Consider the following 17,218-nt stretch of genomic DNA (forward strand, 5'->3'; position numbering starts at 1 on the left):
CGAGTTCAGCAGGACGGGTGACACACGCAGCCTGCGTAGCGGACGAGGTCCATGTGGACCCTCCGCCACAGGCGCACATCGGTGTCGGTCACGATCCGGAGTAGACCACGGGGTCGGAGACCGGTCAACCCTGGCTCAGCATGCGAGCCGGCGACCCACGTGGCGGCTCCCATCTCACGCCGTGGCGCCCGCCCACGCCGTGGCGCCCGCCCACGCCGTGGCGCCCGCCCACGCCGTGGCTCGCACCCACCGCCTAAGGCCGCGTGGCCCCCGCCGCGCGCTGCGCCTTGTCCGCTCGGTCTGCCCCCTTCGGCCCAGCCCCGACCCCGGCCCCACCCTCGCCCGCGTCCCCGGCCCCCGGCGTCACCGGCCCGCCCAGCGCCGCCTCGGCCGCGGCGTACAGCTCGGCGGGCCGCACTCCGGAGAGGGCGGTGACCAGATGGCCGTCGGGCCGTACGAGCAGAACCGAGTGGGCGGCGGCCCCGGGGTAGCTTTCCGCGACGAGCAGCTCGGCGGGGTGGGGCAGCGCCGTGACGGCCGCGGCGAGCCGCGGCATGATCCCGGCAGTCACCCAGTGCCGCCGTTCCCACACCACGGTGCCGGGCGCGACGAGGACGACGAGCAGGTGACCCGTCCCGAGCCGGTCCCGGAGCTGTACGAAAGAGCCGTCCGGTGCCGTCACCGGCACATCGGCGACCGGCGCCCCGGGCTCCGTCCCGACCACCGTGACGGACTCGGACGGAGCGGCCGCCAGAGGCGATTCGGCGTACGACGGGGGAGCTCCGAGCGGGCCGCGCCCCACGTGGCCGTCCGTGAGGAGCGTGTCGTGCCCGCGCGCGGAGCCGGGGACGTACGAGCGCAGGCCCTTGCCGCCGCGCAGCGCGGGCAGCGACTGGTCGGCGGCGCGCAGCCGCGCGGCCACGCCGGCCCGCCGCTCGACCTGATAGCTGTCGAGCAGGGATTCGCGGGCGCCGTGATGCCAGGAGAGCGCCAGTTTCCACGCGAGGTTGTCGGCGTCCCGCAGGCCTTCGTCGAGCCCCTGGCTGCCGAGCGCGCCGAGCAGGTGCGCGGCGTCCCCGGCGAGGAAGGCGCGGCCGACCCGCCACCGTCGGGCGAGCCGGTGGTGGACGGTGTGCACGCCCGTGTCGAGCAGTTCGTACGGCGGTGTCGAGCCCCCGCACCAGCCCGCGAGGGTCTCCCGGATGCGCACGACGAGGGCGTCGGGCGTCACGAGGTCACCGCGGGGCGGAAGCAGCCAGTCGATCCGCCACACTCCGTCGGCGAGGGGGCGGCCGGTCACCTCGGCGCCCCCGTGGCGCCACGGAGGCATCCGGTGCAACAACGCCTGACCCGGCCAAGGAAGTTCCGTGCGCAGCGCGGCCACGGCGTGTCGCTCGACGGCCGTACGCCCCGGGAAGCGGACGTCGAGGAGCTTGCGCACGGTGGAGCGGGATCCGTCGCAGCCCACCAGGTAACTGCCCCGCCACCACGTGCCCTTCGGCCCGCGTGTGTGCGCGGTCAGCCCGCCGGCGTCCTGTTCCAGGGAGTCGAGTTTGTTCTCGACCGCGACCTTGACGAGCGGTTCGTCGGCGATGGCGTCGCGCAGGGCGCCCGTCAGGACGTGCTGCGGCAGGTGCAGCGGAGCGGGGGCCTCGTCGTCGAACTCCAGCTCCCGCATCAACTGCTTGCGCCGCACGGAGCGCCAGCCGGACCAGCGTGCGCCCGACTCCGTGTCGCCGAACGGGTGACCCGCGAGGCGTTCCACGAACGCCGCCGTGTCCTCACGGAGCACGACGGTCCGCGCGAGCCGCTGCTCGTCCTTGCCCGGACCCTCGTCCAGGACGACGGTGGGCACCGACTGGCGGGCGAGAGCGAGAGCGAGGGCGAGCCCGACGGGGCCCGCGCCGACGACGATCACCGGGTCCACGGCGCACACCCTCCGGCCCGCCGGGCCCGGACTGCCCGGAAGCGCTGGACGTACGTACAGAAACTGGCAGTTGGAGCCCGGTGCACGATCACAGAACGTATGCAACCCATTGCCGGTGCTTGCGTCAAGTGACGATGGCACCGGTGTTCACCCGACAACGCGTGTGGGGGACGGTTCCATCACCGTCCCCCACAACTGTACCTACAGAGCGTCAGTTGGACTTTCCAACGGGGCCCTTGGGATCGCCCTCGGGCCCGTCTGCGCCGGCGTCGGCGGGCGCAGACGGAGCGGCCGGGGCGGGCTCCGCGGCGACCGACGGGCCGAGCGGCGTGGCCGCGTCGAGCACGCCGGGAGCCTCCGCGGGCTCGGCGGCCGCGGCCACCACGATGCCCGTCTTGGTGCGGCGCCCGCGCTTCTCGATCCAGGTGGCGAGCGAGGAGAGCGCGAGGCAGAGGGAGATGTAGATGACACCGAAGACGGTGACCGTCTGGACGTAGGGGTAGTTGCCGTTCACCGGCGTGTTGTTGGCGATCAGCCGGGCCGAGTACAGCAGCTCGGGGTAGAGGATCATGAAGCCGAGCGAGGTGTCCTTGAGGGTCACCACGAGCTGGCTGATGATCGTCGGCAGCATCGACCGCACGGCCTGCGGGAACAGGATGGTGGTCATCACCTGGGTCTTGCTCAGACCCAGAGCGTAGGCCGCTTCCTTCTGGCCCTTGGGCACGGCGTTGATGCCCGCGCGCAGCACCTCCGCCTGGACGCAGCCGTTGTAGATCGTCAGACCCAGGACGAGCGCCCACAGCGGGGTCATGTCGCCGAGGATGCCGACCCAGAGGGCGAAGATCGTGATCAGCAGCGGGATCGACCGGAACAGGTCGATGAAGATGACCGACAACCAGCGGATCGGGCGGTGGTCGGAGAGCCTGCCGACACACAGCACGACCGCGAACGCCAGCGACAGGACACCGGCGAGGGCGAAGGCCTTCAGTGTCGCCAGCAGCGCGTCGAAGATGTTCTCGCGGATGCCCGAGTAGTTGAAGATGTCCCACAGGGCGCCGTCGAACTCGCCCTTCTCGTTGAGCCGCAGCACCACCCAGGCGATGAGGCCGAGTACTGCCACGGTGCCGACGACGGAGTAGATCCTGTTGCGGAACTTGGCCTTGGGGCCCGGTGCGTCGAAGAGAACGCTGGCGCTCATCGGGCGACCTCCATTCGGTGCTCCAGCAGCCGGAAGGCGCCATTGATGGCATACGTGATGATCAGGTAGGCGACCGTGACCCACACGAAGATCATCGTGATGTCGTAACCGTCATTGCTGAGGGTCTTGGTGACGTTGAACAGGTCGACGTTGTCGAAGCCACCCGCGATCGCGGAGTTCTTCGTCAGCGCGATGAAGATCGAACCCATCGGGGCGATGACCGCGCGGGTGGCCTGCGGGAGCACCACGACCCGCATGACCTGGGTGAAGCTCATGCCGATCGCACGGGCCGCCTCGGCCTGGCCCATGGGCACGGTGTTGATGCCGGAGCGCAGCGCCTCGGCCACGAAGGACGACGTGTAGAAGCCCAGCGCCGTGACGCCGAGGGCGAAGGAGTCCATGTCCGGGAAAAGGATCTTCGGCAGGATGAAGAAGGCCACCAGGAACAGCAACGTCAGCGGGGTGTTCCGGAGGATGTTCACCCACAGGGTGCCGAAGACGCGCAGCGGCGGGACCGGGGAGACCCGGAAGGCAGCGATGATCACGCCGAGCACCATGGCTATGACGCCGCTGACCACGGTCAGCTCCACGGTGCCGATGAACCCCTCGCGGAACAGCGACAGGTTGTCGGTCAGTACGTTCATGAATTCTCCGCGAGAGGGCGGTCGGACGGCGATGTGCTCACAACACGCCCCGCCCCGCACGGCCCGTCAGACCGTACGAAGCGGGGCGCGGGGTGTCACTTGGGGTCGGTGAAGGCCGGCGGGTCCTTGTACTCGGAGCCGGACTTGCCGATGGTGGCGTCGAACGCCTTCTTGTAGTCGCCGTTCTCCTGGTGCGCCTTGATGGCGTCCGCGACGGCCTTCTGCAGCGCCTTGTCGCCCTTCTTCAGGCCGACGCCGTACGGCTCGTCGGAGAAGGGCTTGCCGACGACCTTGAGCTTGCCGGGGTTCTGCGCGGCGTAGCCCATCAGGATGGCGTCGTCGGTGGTGACGGCGTCGACCTGGTTGTTGAGCATCTGGGCCACGCACTCGGAGTACTTGGACAGCTCGGTGACCTTGGCGCCGTACTTCGGCTTCTTGATGTTCTGCAGCGGCGTGGAGCCGACGATCGAGCAGACCTTCTTGCCGCGGACGGTCTCGGGGCCCTTGATGTCCTTCTCATCCTTGCGGACGAGGAGGGAGGCACCGGCGTGGTAGTACGGGCCGGCGAAGTCGATCTGCTTCTTGCGCTCGTCGTTCATCGTGTACGTGCCGATCATCAGATCGACGTCGCCCTTGGAGACGGCGGTCTCACGCGCGCCGGAGTCGATCGTCTTCCACTCGATCTGCTTCGCCGAGAAGCCGAGATCGGCCGCGATCATCTTGGCGATCTCGATGTCGAAGCCGGAGTACTCCTTGGTCGACTGGTCCTGGAAGCCCAGGTACGGCTGGTCGGCCTTGGCGCCCACGATGAGCTTGCCGCGCTCCTTGGCGGCCTTGAACACGGACGAGTCGACCGAAGCGTCCTTCTTGACCGTGTAGCTGAGGGCCTTCGTGTCCTTGCCGTTCGGGCCTTCCGGCTTGTCGCCGGCCGAGCCCTCCTTGCCGCCGCAGGCGGTGGCGGTCAGCGCGATGGCAGCGACGGCTGCCACGGCGGCAGCGGACTTGCGGAGCTTCATGGGGAACATCCTCTGTTTCGACTGGTGTTGAGACGGCGTGGGAGCCTCAGTGCTTAAGGATCTTCGACAGGAAGTCCTTGGCCCGGTCGCTGCGCGGGTTGTTGAAGAACTGGTCGGGCACGGCCTCTTCGACGATCCGGCCGTCCGCCATGAAGACGACGCGGTTGGCCGCGGAGCGGGCGAAACCCATCTCGTGGGTGACGACGACCATCGTCATCCCCTCCCGGGCGAGCTGCTGCATCACCTCGAGGACCTCGTTGATCATCTCCGGGTCGAGCGCCGATGTCGGCTCGTCGAAGAGCATCACCTTGGGGTCCATCGCCAACGCGCGCGCAATGGCGACGCGTTGCTGCTGACCGCCGGAGAGCTGCGCGGGGTACTTGTCGGCCTGGGAGGCGACGCCCACGCGGTCCAGCAGACCGCGCGCCTTCTTCTCCGCCTCGGCCTTGCCGATCTTGCGCACCTTGGTCTGGCCCAGCGTCACGTTCTCGAGCACGGTCTTGTGCGCGAAAAGGTTGAAGGACTGGAAGACCATGCCCACGTCCGCGCGGAGCCTGGCCAGCTCCTTGCCCTCCTGGGGCAGCGGCTTGCCGTCGATCGAGATGTCTCCCGAATCGATCGTCTCCAGGCGGTTGATGGCGCGGCACAGAGTCGACTTGCCGGACCCCGAGGGGCCGATCACGACGACGACCTCACCGCGGGCGATGGTCAGGTCGATGTCCTGGAGGACGTGCAGAGCGCCGAAGTGCTTGTTGACGTTCTTCAGCACGACAAGGTCGTCCGCCCCAGGCGGTATGGCGTCCTTGGTCACCGATACTTCGGTCACGGCTTGTTGCTCCATCCTCCTCGGTTGGGAGGACAGTAATAACCCAGTGCGACCAGCGTCATTACATCTGAGGGGAAATTGAGCATAACGATCCGGCCGCAACCGGACACACCGTGTGAAGACGGTCCACGGCGTGCGTACCGGGTGGGTAACGGAACGTGCCGACGCCCTGAACCCTCTTGACGCGGTCCTTATCCATCGGCGTGGATGCCTTGGGGCGCTCGCGCCACCACCGGCCACGACTACCGGCCACACACGATTACCGGCCACAACGGAACGACCGATGAACTGGAGGGGGCCCTCATGCGACTGCTTCTCGTCGAGGATGACGATCATGTGGCCGCCGCCCTTTCCGCGATCCTGGCCCGGCACGGCTTCGACGTCGTGCACGCCCGCAGCGGCGAGGAGGCCCTGCAGGCCCTGCTGCCCGCGGAAACGCCTCCCTTCGGAGTGGTCCTTCTCGACCTGGGCCTACCCGACCAGGACGGCTACGAGGTGTGCGGCAAGATCCGCAAGCGCGGCTCGATTCCGGTGATCATGGTGACGGCGCGCTCCGACGTACGCTCCCGGATCCACGGCCTCAACCTCGGAGCCGATGACTACGTAGTGAAGCCGTACGACACCGGGGAGCTCATCGCCCGTATCCACGCGGTCATCCGGCGCCCCGCCCCCGCCGAGGCATCGACCCCCGGCGACAGCGACCTGCGGCTGGGACCCGTACGCATCGAACTTCCCACCCGGCAGGTAAGCGTGGACGGTTCGGTTGTCCAACTGACCCGCAAGGAGTTCGACTTGCTCGCTCTCCTCGCCCAGCGCCCCGGAGTGGTGTTCCGCCGGGAACAGATCATCAGCGAAGTGTGGCGCACCAGTTGGGAAGGGACGGGCCGCACTCTGGAGGTGCACGTGGCCTCCCTGCGCTCCAAGCTGCACATGCCGGCCCTGATCGAGACCGTGCGCGGCGTGGGCTACCGCCTCGTCGCCCCGGCCGCCTAGCCAAGAGCGAGGACAGGTGCGCTCTCGCCTCCTCCCGCTGCTGATCATCCTGATGGCGGGCGTCCTGCTCGCGCTCGGCTTTCCGCTCGCCGTCAGCGTCGCCGCAGCCCAGCAGCAGAAGGTGGTCGTCGACCGGATCGACGACACGGCCCGCTTCGCCTCACTCGCGCAGTTCGTCACCAAACGCCCCACAGGGCCGCTCGAAATGGGCAGCACGGACGAGCGCCGCGAGACCCTCCAGAAGGAACTCGACGACTACCACGACGTGTACGGCATCCGCGCGGGCGTCTTCTACCGCGACGACGGCGCCATGGCCCAGTCCCCGAACGACTGGTTCCTGCCCCGCCGCGGAGCCCTGCGGGACGCCTTCGAAGAAGCGCTCCGCTCCCGAGGCAGCCACGACCCCGAGCAGGTGTGGCCCTGGCAGCGGGGACGGCTGGCCGTCGCCTCCCCGGTGATCAAGGACGGCGACGTCATCGCCGTCGTCGTCACGGACTCGCCGACCGGACGCATGCGTTCGCAGACACTGCACGGCTGGCTGCTCATCGGCGCCGGCGAGTCGGCGGCCATGCTCCTCGCGGTCGGCGCGGCGCTGCGGCTCACCGGCTGGGTGCTGCGCCCGGTGCGCATCCTGGACGCGACCACGCACGACATAGCGACAGGGCGCCTCAAGTCCCGGGTCGCGCCGGCCGGCGGGCCGCCGGAACTCAGACGCCTCGCCCGGTCGTTCAACGAGATGGCCGACAACGTCCAGGACGTCCTGGAGCAGCAGCGCGCCTTCGTCGCCGACGCCTCCCACCAGCTGCGCAACCCGCTCTCGGCCCTCCTGCTCCGCATCGAGCTCCTCGCCCTCGAACTGCCCGAGGGCAATGAAGAGATCGCCTCGGTCCGCACCGAGGGCAAGCGCCTGGCCCAGGTCCTCGACGACCTGCTCGACCTGGCCCTCGCCGAACACGTCGCGGCCGACCTGAGCCTCACCGACATCGGGGAGCTGGCCGCCGAGCGCGTCGCCTCTTGGCGACCGCTCGCCGACCAGCGGGGCGTGCGGCTGACGGGCGACTGCCCGGCCACCACCGGCTGGGCCGACCCGGTCGCCCTCTCCAGTGCCCTGGACGCGGTGATCGACAACGCCCTGAAGTTCACACCCGAGGGCGGGCCGGTCCATGTGGCGGTCTCCGCCTGCGACGCGACGACGACCGTCGTGGTCACCGACGGCGGCCCCGGCCTCACGGAGGACGAGCTCGCCCGCGTCGGCGACCGCTTCTGGCGCAGCAACCGCCACCAGAACGTGAAGGGCTCGGGGCTCGGCCTGTCCATCTCACGGGCCCTGCTTTCGGCGGGCGGCGGCTCCATCTCGTACGCACACCACGAACCGCACGGACTGAAGGTGACGGTCAGCGTCCCGCGCGGCGAGCCCCTCCGGCAGCCGTAGGCCGCACATGACGGCGGGAACCCGCCTCACGACGGCTCAGGGCTTGACCGAGCGGTAGTAGCGGCGCGCCCCCTGGTGCAGCGGCAGCGGGTCCGTGAACAGGGCGGTGCGCAGATCCACCAGTTGTGCCGCGTGCACCTCGTCGCCGATGTGGTCGCGGCTGTCGATGACGGTGCGGGTCAGCCGCTCGGTCAGTTCGGAATCGGCCCGGTCCGTGGTCACCAGGAGGTTCGCCACGGCCAGCGTCGGCACGGCGGAACCCAGCTGCGCCTCGGGATAGGCGTCGGCCGGCATCGTCGCGGCCCGGTAGTAGCGCGAGGCGCCCCCCTGCTTGTGCAGCGAGTCGACGAGGTAGCCGAGCTTCACGAGCTTGATGTCCATCTCGTTCGAGAGCGCGCGCACGGAGCTGGTCGGGAGCCCGCCCGACCAGAAGAAGGCGTCGATGGAGCCGCTCTTCAGGAGGTCGGGCATCGTGTCGATCCCGGCGGACACCGGCTTGACGTCCCTCACCGGATCCAGACCGCCGGCGTCGAGCACCCGGTCGGCTATCAGCCGCACCCCGGAGTGCTCCTGTCCCACCGCCACACGCTTGTTCCGCAGGTCCGCGACCGTGTCGATCTTCGAGGACCGGGCCACCACGAGCTGCACATAGTCGTCGTACAGCCGTGCGCAGCCCCGCAGCCGGTACCAGCCCGGCTCGGCGTTCAGACGGTACGTCTCGACGGCGTCGGCAGCCGCGATGGTGAAGTCGGCCTTCCCGGTGGCCACCCGCGCGACGTTCTGCTGCGAACCCTCGCTGTTGAGGAGCTCCACGTCGACGTTCGGCATGTCCTCCGAGATCGCCGTCCGCAGGAGCTTGCCGTACCGCTCGTACACACCCTTCTTCACGCCCGTACTGAACGTCATCCGTCCGCTCGGGGAGTCCTCGCCCATGGGCACCAGCCACCACAACAGCAGCCCGAACACCACGAGGGCCGCGGCCGAACCTTGCAGGGCGCGGCGCCTGCTGATGTGGGGGAGTGCCTTGAGCATGCGCGCGATCCTGCCAGCCCGGTCACCGTGATGACCAGGGGCGAGGTCACACCGCACCACTCCGGAGCCCGCTTCCCGGCGCCCTGGTCGGAATCCGGGGCACGCGCGCGTGGCGACCCCGTACCCTGGGGGGCGAGATGAGCGCGAAGACTTACGAGGTGCGCACCTACGGGTGCCAGATGAACGTCCATGACTCCGAGCGGCTGTCGGGCCTCCTGGAGGACGCCGGCTACGAACGTGCGCCCGAAGGGGCGGACGGCGATGCCGACGTCGTCGTCTTCAACACGTGCGCCGTGCGCGAGAACGCCGACAACCGTCTGTACGGCAATCTCGGCCGCCTGGCGCCGATGAAGACCAAGCGTCCGGGGATGCAGATCGCCGTCGGCGGCTGCCTGGCCCAGAAGGACCGCGACACCATCGTCAAGAGGGCGCCCTGGGTCGACGTCGTCTTCGGCACGCACAACATCGGCAAGCTGCCGGTCCTCCTGGAGCGCGCCCGCGTCCAGGAAGAGGCGCAGGTCGAGATCGCCGAGTCCCTCGAAGCCTTTCCGTCGACGCTGCCGACCCGCCGCGAGAGCGCGTACGCGGCCTGGGTCTCCATCTCCGTCGGCTGCAACAACACCTGCACCTTCTGCATCGTGCCCGCGCTGCGCGGCAAGGAGAAGGACCGCAGGACCGGCGACATCCTCGCCGAGATCGAGGCCCTCGTCGCCGAGGGCGTCTCCGAGATCACCCTCCTCGGGCAGAACGTGAACGCGTACGGCTCGGACATCGGCGACCGCGAGGCCTTCAGCAAGCTGCTGCGCGCCTGCGGGAAGATCGAGGGCCTGGAGCGCGTGCGCTTCACCTCCCCGCACCCGCGCGACTTCACGGACGACGTGATCGCCGCCATGGCCGAGACGCCGAACGTGATGCCGCAGCTCCACATGCCGCTGCAGTCCGGCTCGGACCGGATCCTCAAGGCGATGCGCCGCTCGTACCGGCAGGATCGTTTCCTGGGCATCATCGAGAAGGTCCGCGCCGCCATGCCGGACGCGGCGATCTCCACCGACATCATCGTGGGCTTCCCGGGCGAGACCGAGGAGGACTTCGAGCAGACGATGCACGTGGTCCGCGAGGCCCGCTTCGGCAGCGCCTTCACCTTCCAGTACTCCAAGCGTCCCGGGACCCCGGCGGCGACCATGGAGGGGCAGATCCCCAAGGAGGTCGTCCAGTCGCGCTACGAGCGTCTGGTGGCCCTCCAGGAGGAGATCTCCTGGGAGGAGAACAAGAAGCAGGTCGGCCGCACCCTGGACCTGATGGTCGCCGAGGGCGAGGGCCGCAAGGACGGCGCCACGCACCGCCTGTCCGGCCGCGCCCCCGACAACCGCCTGGTCCACTTCACCAAGCCGGACACCGAGGTGCGCCCCGGTGACGTCGTGACCGTCGAGATCACCTACGCCGCGCCGCACCACCTGCTGGCGGAGGGCGCCGTGCTGAACGTGCGTCCCACGCGCGCGGGCGACGCCTGGGAGAAGCGGAACGCCGAGGCGGCCGCGAAGCCGGCCGGAGTGATGCTGGGTCTGCCGAAGATCGGTGCTCCCGAGCCACTCCCGGTCGCGACCGGCAGTGGCTGCGGCTGCGACTGACCGCTTCGGTATCTACTGCCTCCGAGAGGCGCGTTACGCTGCGGATCATGCTTGTCGCCGCAGCCGTCTGCCCTTCTCCGCCGCTGCTCGTACCCGAGGTCGCCGCGGGCGCCGCTCCCGAACTGGACGTCGCGCGCGCGGCGTGCTCGGACGCCATCGGAGTGCTCGCCGCCGCGCGGCCCGACCGGCTCCTCGTGGTCGGCCCGACCGGGCAGAGCGGGCGCGGGACGTATGCGCAGGGCGCGCGCGGGTCCTTCCGGGGGTTCGGGGTGGACGTCGACGTACGTCTCGGACCGGCGCCCCGGCAGACGCCGGACGAAGCCGGGCCGCGTGAGCTTCCGCCGTCGCTCGCCGTGGCCGCCTGGCTGCTCGAACGCACGTCGTGGTCGACCGCTCCGGTGGAAGGCCTCGGCGTGTGGGAACCACTTGCCGCCGAGCGGTGTATTCAACTCGGAGGGGAAATCGGGGCCCGGGCGGACCGGGTGGCACTGCTGGTGATGGGCGACGCGAGCGCGTGCCGCACCCTGAAGGCGCCGGGGTACCTCGACGAGCGTGCGGCCGGTTTCGACGCGGAGGTGGGGCGTGCGCTCGGCGCGGCCGACATCGCGGCGCTGAAGGCGCTGGACGCGGGTCTCGCGGCCGAGCTGAAGGCGGCGGGCCGTGCGCCGTGGCAGGTGCTCGCCGGTGCGGCGGACGGGGCGGCGCTGAGTGGTGAGCTGCTCTATGAGGACGCGCCGTACGGCGTGGGGTACGTGGTGGCTGCCTGGTCGTAGCGGGGCTTCCGGGGGCGCTCCCAGGGGCGCGTCGCCGGAACCGGGTGCGCAGCGGGGCCCGGCACGCGCGCCGTAGCAGTCACGCACGGCGTCGCCATCGTCATGGCGTGCGGGGGCCTCAGGGTCTGCGGAGGCCTCAGGGCGGGCGGAGGCGTCAGGGCGCGCGGGGGCGTCAGGACGTGCGGAGGCGGCCGCGAAGCGGGTGCTCCGCGGCCGTCCGCCGCTGCGGTTCAGGAAGCCGGAGGGGGTGACGGAGGCGTCGGCGGGGTGGTGCCGCCGCCCGCGTCCCTGCCCTGGTCCGGCCCGACGAGGCGGTCGACGGCGTCCTTGGCCTTTCCCGTACCCGTCCGGATCTTGTCGCTGTACTTGCCCTTGGTCTTCTCGTCGACCACCTTCGCGGCCTTGTCCAGGCCCTGGTCGATCTTGTCCCCGTGCTGCTGCGCGAGGTGCGAGACCTTGTCCTTCGCAGGGGCGAGCTTGTCTTTCAGTCGGTCCAGGAAGCCCATGGGTCCACCTTCCCTCGCCGGGAGCTACTTGCGGGCGCTCTCACCGGCCTCGTTGTCGGCGGCCTTCTCCGCGGACTGCTGCTTCGGGATGTCCACGCCGTCCGCGTCGGCCCCATCGGCGGCGTCGGACTTGTCCTCGGCAACGCCCTCGGCGTCCTTGTCGGCCTCGGCAGCGGGCTTCGCATCGGCTTCGGCCTCGGAGGGCTCCGCGGCCGCCTCCGGCTCAGCCGACACCGTTCCGGCAGCCGCCTCGGCCGTCGAGGCCTCTTCGCCGTCCTTGGCCTTCCGACGGAACCGTGCAAAAACGCCCATATCTACTCCATACGTTACTCGTGTGGGCGAAATCCCGCCCCGCCCGGTGCGTCTCATTGCGTCGCCCGGGTGATCGGTCCTCGAAACCGGCGGCCGGAACCTCGCAACAGGCAACGACCTCGGAGCCGTGCCGTCACGTCGCTCGTTCGGGAAGGAGGCCCGGCGTTTGCGAGACTGGGGCGGTGAGTAGTGCAGCCCCCGCCCCGCGGGTCATCGCCGTCGTCGGTCCGACCGCGGCAGGAAAGTCCGATCTGGGCGTTTTCCTCGCCCAGCGTCTCGGCGGCGAAATCGTCAACGCCGACTCGATGCAGCTCTACCGAGGGATGGATATCGGCACCGCCAAGCTGACGCCCGACGAGCGCGGCGGTGTGCCCCACCACCTCCTCGACATCTGGGACGTCACCGAGGCGGCCAGTGTCGCCGAGTACCAGAAGCTGGCCCGTGCCGAGATCGACCGTCTCCTCGCCGAAGGGCGCTGGCCGATCCTCGTCGGCGGCTCCGGCCTCTACGTCAGGGGAGCGGTGGACCACCTGGAGTTCCCCGGCACCGACCCCGCCGTGCGGGCCCGCCTGGAGGAGGAGCTCACGCTGCGCGGCTCCGGAGCGCTGCACGCCCGCCTCGCCGCCGCCGACCCCGAGGCGGCCCGGGCGATCCTGCCCAGCAACGGCCGCCGGATCGTCCGCGCCCTGGAGGTCATAGAGATCACGGGCAAGCCCTTCACCGCCAACCTCCCCGGCCACGACTCCGTGTACGACACCGTCCAGATCGGCGTCGACGTGGCACGCCCCGAACTCGACGAACGCATCGCCACGCGCGTGGACCGCATGTGGGACCGGGGCCTGGTCGACGAGGTGCGCGCGCTGGAGACCGAAGGGCTGCGGGAGGGGCGTACGGCGTCCCGCGCGCTCGGTTACCAGCAGGTGCTCGCGGCGCTCGCGGGAGAGTGCACGGAGGACGAGGCGCGCGCCGAAACGGTCCGCGCCACCAAGCGCTTCGCGCGCCGCCAGGACTCGTGGTTCCGCCGCGACCCGCGGGTGCATTGGCTCAGTGGGGCGGTGGCCGACCGCGAGGAACTCCCGGCCCGCGCACTGGCGTTGGTCGAACGACCGGTCACAGCCTGATCACGTGATGGCATCGGGACGCTCCGGCGGTCATCCCGGCACCTGACGCCGTGCCATCATCGACCATCGATCGACCGGTGAAGTCCGAAGTGGGAGGGCGCGTGGCGATGGAGGCCGGCCCTCGTGACACCGCACATGACGGCGGGGAGCAGTTGAGTCCCGACGGTCCCGACGAGACCCGGGACAGCGTGACGGACGACGGCCCCGACCCGGACGAGATGTCCCAGGAACCCGAGGTCGAGGTCGAGCTGCGCCCGCAGCCCCGGCTGCGCGTCTGGCAGCTCGCGCCCATCGTGATCCTGGCCGCGGTCGGCTCCCTGATGTTCGCGTTCCCGCTCGCCTTCGAGTTCGGCGACGGCGGCGCCGTCGTCGCCATGCTCGGGCTGCTGCTCAGCTGCTGCGCCGCCGGCTGGGGCATGATGGCCGCCCGCCGCGTGGGGCACACCTGGCCCGGGCTGCCCGAGCGCGGCTCCGGACGCCGCCCGGACTGGCGGGTCGTCTCCGGGTACGCCCTGCTGTTCCTCGGCGCCGTGGTCCTCGCTGTGTGGCGGGTGGCCAGACTCCGCTGAGGTCGCTCCCTGTGGGGCCCACCCGTACCGCACCGCGTGATCGGGTGTCGTACCCACCCCGTACGATCGAGGAATGAGCACGCGGATCGCCTTCCTCAAGGGGCACGGGACCGAGAACGACTTCGTGATCATCCCCGACCCCGACAACACCGTCGACCTGCCCCCCACCGCAGTGGCCGCCCTCTGCGACCGCCGCGCGGGCATCGGCGGGGACGGCCTCCTGCACGTCGTGCGCTCCGCCGCCCACCCCGAGGCGCGCCACCTGGCGGACCGCGCCGAGTGGTTCATGGACTACCGCAACGGCGACGGGTCCATCGCCGAGATGTGCGGCAATGGAGTGCGCGTCTTCGCCCGGTACCTGCAGCACGCGGGGTATGTCGGCGAGGGTGACCTCGCGGTGGCCACCCGCGGCGGCGTGAAGACCGTGCACATCGCCAAGGCCGAGTCCGGCGGCGACATCACCGTCGGGATGGGCAAGGCGCTGCTCCCCGAAGGGGACGTCACCGTCTCGGCCGGCGACCACCGCTGGCCCGCTCTCAACGTGAACATGGGCAACCCGCACGCGGTCGCCTTCATCGACGACCTCTCCGAAGCGGGCAACCTCTACGACCCGCCGCCCCTCAGCCCCGCCTCCGCCTACCCGGACGGGGCGAACGTGGAATTCGTCGTCCCCCGCGGCCCGCGCCACGTCGCCATGCGGGTGCACGAGCGCGGCGCGGGCGAGACCCGCTCCTGCGGCACGGGCGCCTGCGCCGTGGCCGTCGCCGCGGCCCGCAAGGACGGCCTGGACCCCGCCGTGACCGGCGCCCCGGTCACGTACACCGTCGACCTGCCCGGCGGGCGCCTGGTGATCACCGAGCGGCCCGACGGCGAGATCGAGATGACGGGCGGCGCCGTGATCCTCGCCGAGGGCGAGATCATGCCCGAATGGATCGAAACGGCAACCTCATGAAGTGTCGCTCGAATGGGTGATCCGTTTCACGCTCGGCGAGAGGCGGTCAGCACCGCGTGATGGGCTCGGTAGCATCAAGCACCGGCCCGGACGGAGTACGCCACCGTCCGATCACCGCCGGTCGAAGCAGCCGGAGGTGCTCATGAGTGCGGAGGCCACGAATCCGGCCACGCCCGGCCCCGTCGCGTCAGGGGTCCAGCGCAGGCGCGGCCGCGCCCGTCTTGACCTGCGCAGGCTCGGTCGCGCCGCCCTCCTCGGATCCGGCACCCGGGACCGTCTCCCCGACGCGATCGGCCATGTGGCGGAGGCCCACCGCGGCCACTACCCGGACGCGGACCTGGAGCCCCTCCGCCGCGCCTACGTCCTCGCCGAGTCCTCGCACCGCGGCCAGACCCGCAAGAGCGGCGAGCCGTACATCACCCACCCGCTCGCGGTGACCCTGATCCTCGCCCAGCTCGGCGCGGAGATCACGACCCTGACCGCCTCCCTGCTCCACGACACGGTCGAGGACACGGACGTGACGCTCGACCAGGTGCGCGCCGAGTTCGGCGACGACGTCTGCTATCTGGTCGACGGCGTCACGAAGCTGGAAAAGGTCGACTACGGAGCGGCGGCCGAGCCCGAGACGTTCCGCAAGATGCTCGTCGCCACTGGCAACGACGTACGCGTCATGTCGATCAAGCTCGCCGACCGGCTGCACAACATGCGCACCCTCGGTGTCATGCGCCCCGAGAAACAGGCCCGCATCGCCAAGGTCACCCGGGACGTGCTCATCCCGCTCGCCGAGCGCCTCGGTGTGCAGGCACTCAAGACGGAGCTGGAGGACCTCGTCTTCGCGATCCTCCATCCGGAGGAGTGCGCGCAGGTCAAGGCCATGATCGCCGCCAATGAGGCGAGCGCGGACGACCCCCTCGGGGACATCGCGGGCGAGGTGCGCGGCGTGCTGCGCGACGCGGGCATCACGGCCGAAGTGCTCATCAGGCCCCGGCACTCCGTCTCCGTGCACCGCGTGCACCGCAAGCGCGGCGAACTGCGCGCCTCCGACTTCGGCCGTCTCCTCGTCCTCGTGAACGAGGACGCCGACTGCTACGGAGTCCTGGGAGAGCTGCACACCTGCTTCACACCGGTCGTCTCGGAGTTCAAGGACTTCATCGCCGTACCGAAGTTCAACCTCTACCAATCACTGCACACCGCCGTGACCCGGGCCGACGGAGAGGTCGCCGAAGTCCTCATCCGCACCCATCAGATGCACCAGGTCGCCGAAGCGGGCGTCGTCGCCCTCCGCAATCCCTACGCTCCTCCTTCGGAGGAGCCGTCCGACGGCGCCGACGACGAGCGCGTGGACCCGACCAGGCCCGGCTGGCTCTCCCGGCTCCTCGACTGGCAGCAGGCCGCCCCCGACCCCGACACGTTCTGGTCGACGCTGCGCGAGGACCTCGCCCAAGACCGCGAGATCGCCGTCTTCCGGCCCGACGGCGGCACGCTCGGCCTGCCCGCGGGCGCCAGCTGCGTGGACGCCGCGTACGCCCAGTACGGCGAGGACGCGCACGCCTGCATCGGCGCCCGCGTCAACGGCCGTCTGGCGACGCTCAGCACCGTCCTGCGGGACGGCGACACCGTGCAGCTGCTCATGGGCCAGGACCTCACCTCCGGGCCGTCCCGCGAGTGGCTGGACCACGCGCGCACGCCCGCCGCGCGGATCGCCATCAGGCGCTGGCTCACCACACACCCGGCGCCCGCGCCCACCCCCTCGGTGCAGCGACCGCCCCAGCAGGCCCCGGCACCCGTGCCCAAGCCGGAGCCGGCCGGAGTCCTGCGGCCGGCCGCCGCGAACGCCGTCGTGGACCGCGAGGGCGCCAGCGTGCGCCTCGCCGGCTGTTGTACGCCGGTGCCGCCCGACGACATCACCGCCTTCGCCGTCCGCGGGGGAGTCGTGACCGTCCACCGCACCGGCTGCCCCGGAGTGGAGCGCATGAAGGAAGCGGGGCGCGCGGAGGTCGGCGTGCGCTGGGGAGACACCGCCGAGTGCCGCGTCACCCTGATCGCCGAATCGTTCGGCCGGGCGCACCTCCTCGCCGACCTCACCGAAGCGATCGCCCTCGAAGGAGTGGCGATCATCTCGGCGACCGTGGAGCCGCCGACCCAACAGCGCGTGCGCCACACGTACACCCTGCAACTCCCCGACGCCGCCCACCTGCCAGGGCTGATGCGCGCGATGCGCGCGGTACCCGGGGTGTACGACGTGAGCCGCGCCCAGCATCCGGCGGCCGCCGCTCACTGAAGAGCCCG

Annotated in this window: 17 protein-coding genes; 8 read left to right on the forward strand and 9 right to left on the reverse strand. The window is 70.6% G+C overall.

What is annotated here, in order from left to right:
* Positions 1-5: 5 nt before the first annotated feature.
* From ACZ7LU_RS00160 to ACZ7LU_RS00185, 6 genes are all read right to left on the reverse strand, one after another.
* Positions 6-173 carry a putative leader peptide gene (locus tag ACZ7LU_RS00160; protein ID WP_468085062.1) on the reverse strand — a complete coding sequence of 56 codons (168 nt, stop codon included), beginning with the start codon at positions 171-173 and terminating at the stop codon, positions 6-8.
* Positions 174-253: 80 nt separating this feature from the next.
* Positions 254-1,927, reverse strand: a complete 1,674-nt coding sequence (locus ACZ7LU_RS00165) for an FAD-dependent monooxygenase (protein ID WP_471915179.1) — start codon at positions 1,925-1,927, stop codon at positions 254-256.
* Positions 1,928-2,138: 211 nt separating this feature from the next.
* Positions 2,139-3,125 (reverse strand): amino acid ABC transporter permease, encoded by a 987-nt coding sequence (locus tag ACZ7LU_RS00170; RefSeq protein WP_471915180.1) that lies wholly within the window; start codon positions 3,123-3,125, stop codon positions 2,139-2,141.
* Positions 3,122-3,769, reverse strand: coding sequence for an amino acid ABC transporter permease (locus ACZ7LU_RS00175; protein ID WP_398304976.1), 648 nt, complete (start codon positions 3,767-3,769; stop codon positions 3,122-3,124). Before ACZ7LU_RS00175 ends, ACZ7LU_RS00170 begins: the two co-directional genes overlap by 4 nt.
* Before the next feature lie 95 nt (positions 3,770-3,864).
* Positions 3,865-4,785 carry a glutamate ABC transporter substrate-binding protein gene (locus tag ACZ7LU_RS00180; RefSeq protein WP_398304979.1) on the reverse strand — a complete coding sequence of 307 codons (921 nt, stop codon included), beginning with the start codon at positions 4,783-4,785 and terminating at the stop codon, positions 3,865-3,867.
* A 46-nt stretch (positions 4,786-4,831) separates the two neighbouring features.
* Positions 4,832-5,611: an amino acid ABC transporter ATP-binding protein gene (locus tag ACZ7LU_RS00185; RefSeq protein WP_398304982.1), complete on the reverse strand. Its 780-nt coding sequence runs from the start codon at positions 5,609-5,611 to the stop codon at positions 4,832-4,834.
* A gap of 303 nt (positions 5,612-5,914) precedes the next feature.
* On the opposite strand from ACZ7LU_RS00185, the gene ACZ7LU_RS00190 reads away from it, so the two are divergent.
* Positions 5,915-6,604 (forward strand): response regulator transcription factor, encoded by a 690-nt coding sequence (locus tag ACZ7LU_RS00190; protein WP_398304985.1) that lies wholly within the window; start codon positions 5,915-5,917, stop codon positions 6,602-6,604.
* 16 nt (positions 6,605-6,620) lie between these two features.
* Entirely contained in the window at positions 6,621-8,036 is a 1,416-nt protein-coding gene (locus ACZ7LU_RS00195; protein ID WP_468305763.1) for a sensor histidine kinase, read from the forward strand.
* 36 nt (positions 8,037-8,072) lie between these two features.
* Here the strand turns inward: ACZ7LU_RS00195 and ACZ7LU_RS00200 are convergent, their stop codons facing one another.
* The gene (locus ACZ7LU_RS00200; protein ID WP_471915181.1) at positions 8,073-9,068 is read right to left on the reverse strand and encodes a TAXI family TRAP transporter solute-binding subunit; all 996 of its coding nucleotides are present in this window, start codon (positions 9,066-9,068) and stop codon (positions 8,073-8,075) included.
* A gap of 137 nt (positions 9,069-9,205) precedes the next feature.
* Between ACZ7LU_RS00200 and miaB the strand changes: the two genes are divergently transcribed.
* A complete protein-coding gene (gene miaB / locus ACZ7LU_RS00205) occupies positions 9,206-10,696 on the forward strand; it encodes a tRNA (N6-isopentenyl adenosine(37)-C2)-methylthiotransferase MiaB (RefSeq protein ID WP_398304994.1) in 1,491 nt (496 codons plus the stop codon).
* 47 nt (positions 10,697-10,743) lie between these two features.
* Positions 10,744-11,469 (forward strand): class III extradiol dioxygenase subunit B-like domain-containing protein, encoded by a 726-nt coding sequence (locus ACZ7LU_RS00210; protein ID WP_471915182.1) that lies wholly within the window; start codon positions 10,744-10,746, stop codon positions 11,467-11,469.
* Positions 11,470-11,699: 230 nt separating this feature from the next.
* Here the strand turns inward: ACZ7LU_RS00210 and ACZ7LU_RS00215 are convergent, their stop codons facing one another.
* Together ACZ7LU_RS00215 and ACZ7LU_RS00220 are read right to left on the reverse strand one after the other, a co-directional pair.
* Positions 11,700-11,975, reverse strand: a complete 276-nt coding sequence (locus ACZ7LU_RS00215) for an antitoxin (protein ID WP_471915183.1) — start codon at positions 11,973-11,975, stop codon at positions 11,700-11,702.
* Positions 11,976-11,999: 24 nt separating this feature from the next.
* The gene (locus ACZ7LU_RS00220; protein ID WP_471915184.1) at positions 12,000-12,287 is read right to left on the reverse strand and encodes a hypothetical protein; all 288 of its coding nucleotides are present in this window, start codon (positions 12,285-12,287) and stop codon (positions 12,000-12,002) included.
* A gap of 182 nt (positions 12,288-12,469) precedes the next feature.
* Between ACZ7LU_RS00220 and miaA the strand changes: the two genes are divergently transcribed.
* The 4 genes from miaA (at position 12,470) to ACZ7LU_RS00240 (ending at position 17,210) form a co-directional block, all read left to right on the forward strand.
* Positions 12,470-13,408: a tRNA (adenosine(37)-N6)-dimethylallyltransferase MiaA gene (gene miaA, locus ACZ7LU_RS00225; protein WP_398305005.1), complete on the forward strand. Its 939-nt coding sequence runs from the start codon at positions 12,470-12,472 to the stop codon at positions 13,406-13,408.
* A gap of 107 nt (positions 13,409-13,515) precedes the next feature.
* Positions 13,516-13,977, forward strand: coding sequence for a hypothetical protein (locus tag ACZ7LU_RS00230; RefSeq protein ID WP_398306013.1), 462 nt, complete (start codon positions 13,516-13,518; stop codon positions 13,975-13,977).
* A 73-nt stretch (positions 13,978-14,050) separates the two neighbouring features.
* Complete coding sequence (dapF, locus tag ACZ7LU_RS00235) at positions 14,051-14,929, forward strand: diaminopimelate epimerase (protein ID WP_398305008.1); 879 nt, start codon at positions 14,051-14,053, stop codon at positions 14,927-14,929.
* 142 nt (positions 14,930-15,071) lie between these two features.
* Positions 15,072-17,210, forward strand: coding sequence for a RelA/SpoT family protein (locus tag ACZ7LU_RS00240; protein WP_468085071.1), 2,139 nt, complete (start codon positions 15,072-15,074; stop codon positions 17,208-17,210).
* Positions 17,211-17,218: the final 8 nt, after the last annotated feature.

The sequence above is a fragment of the Streptomyces sp. NPDC039462 genome (assembly GCF_055639375.1).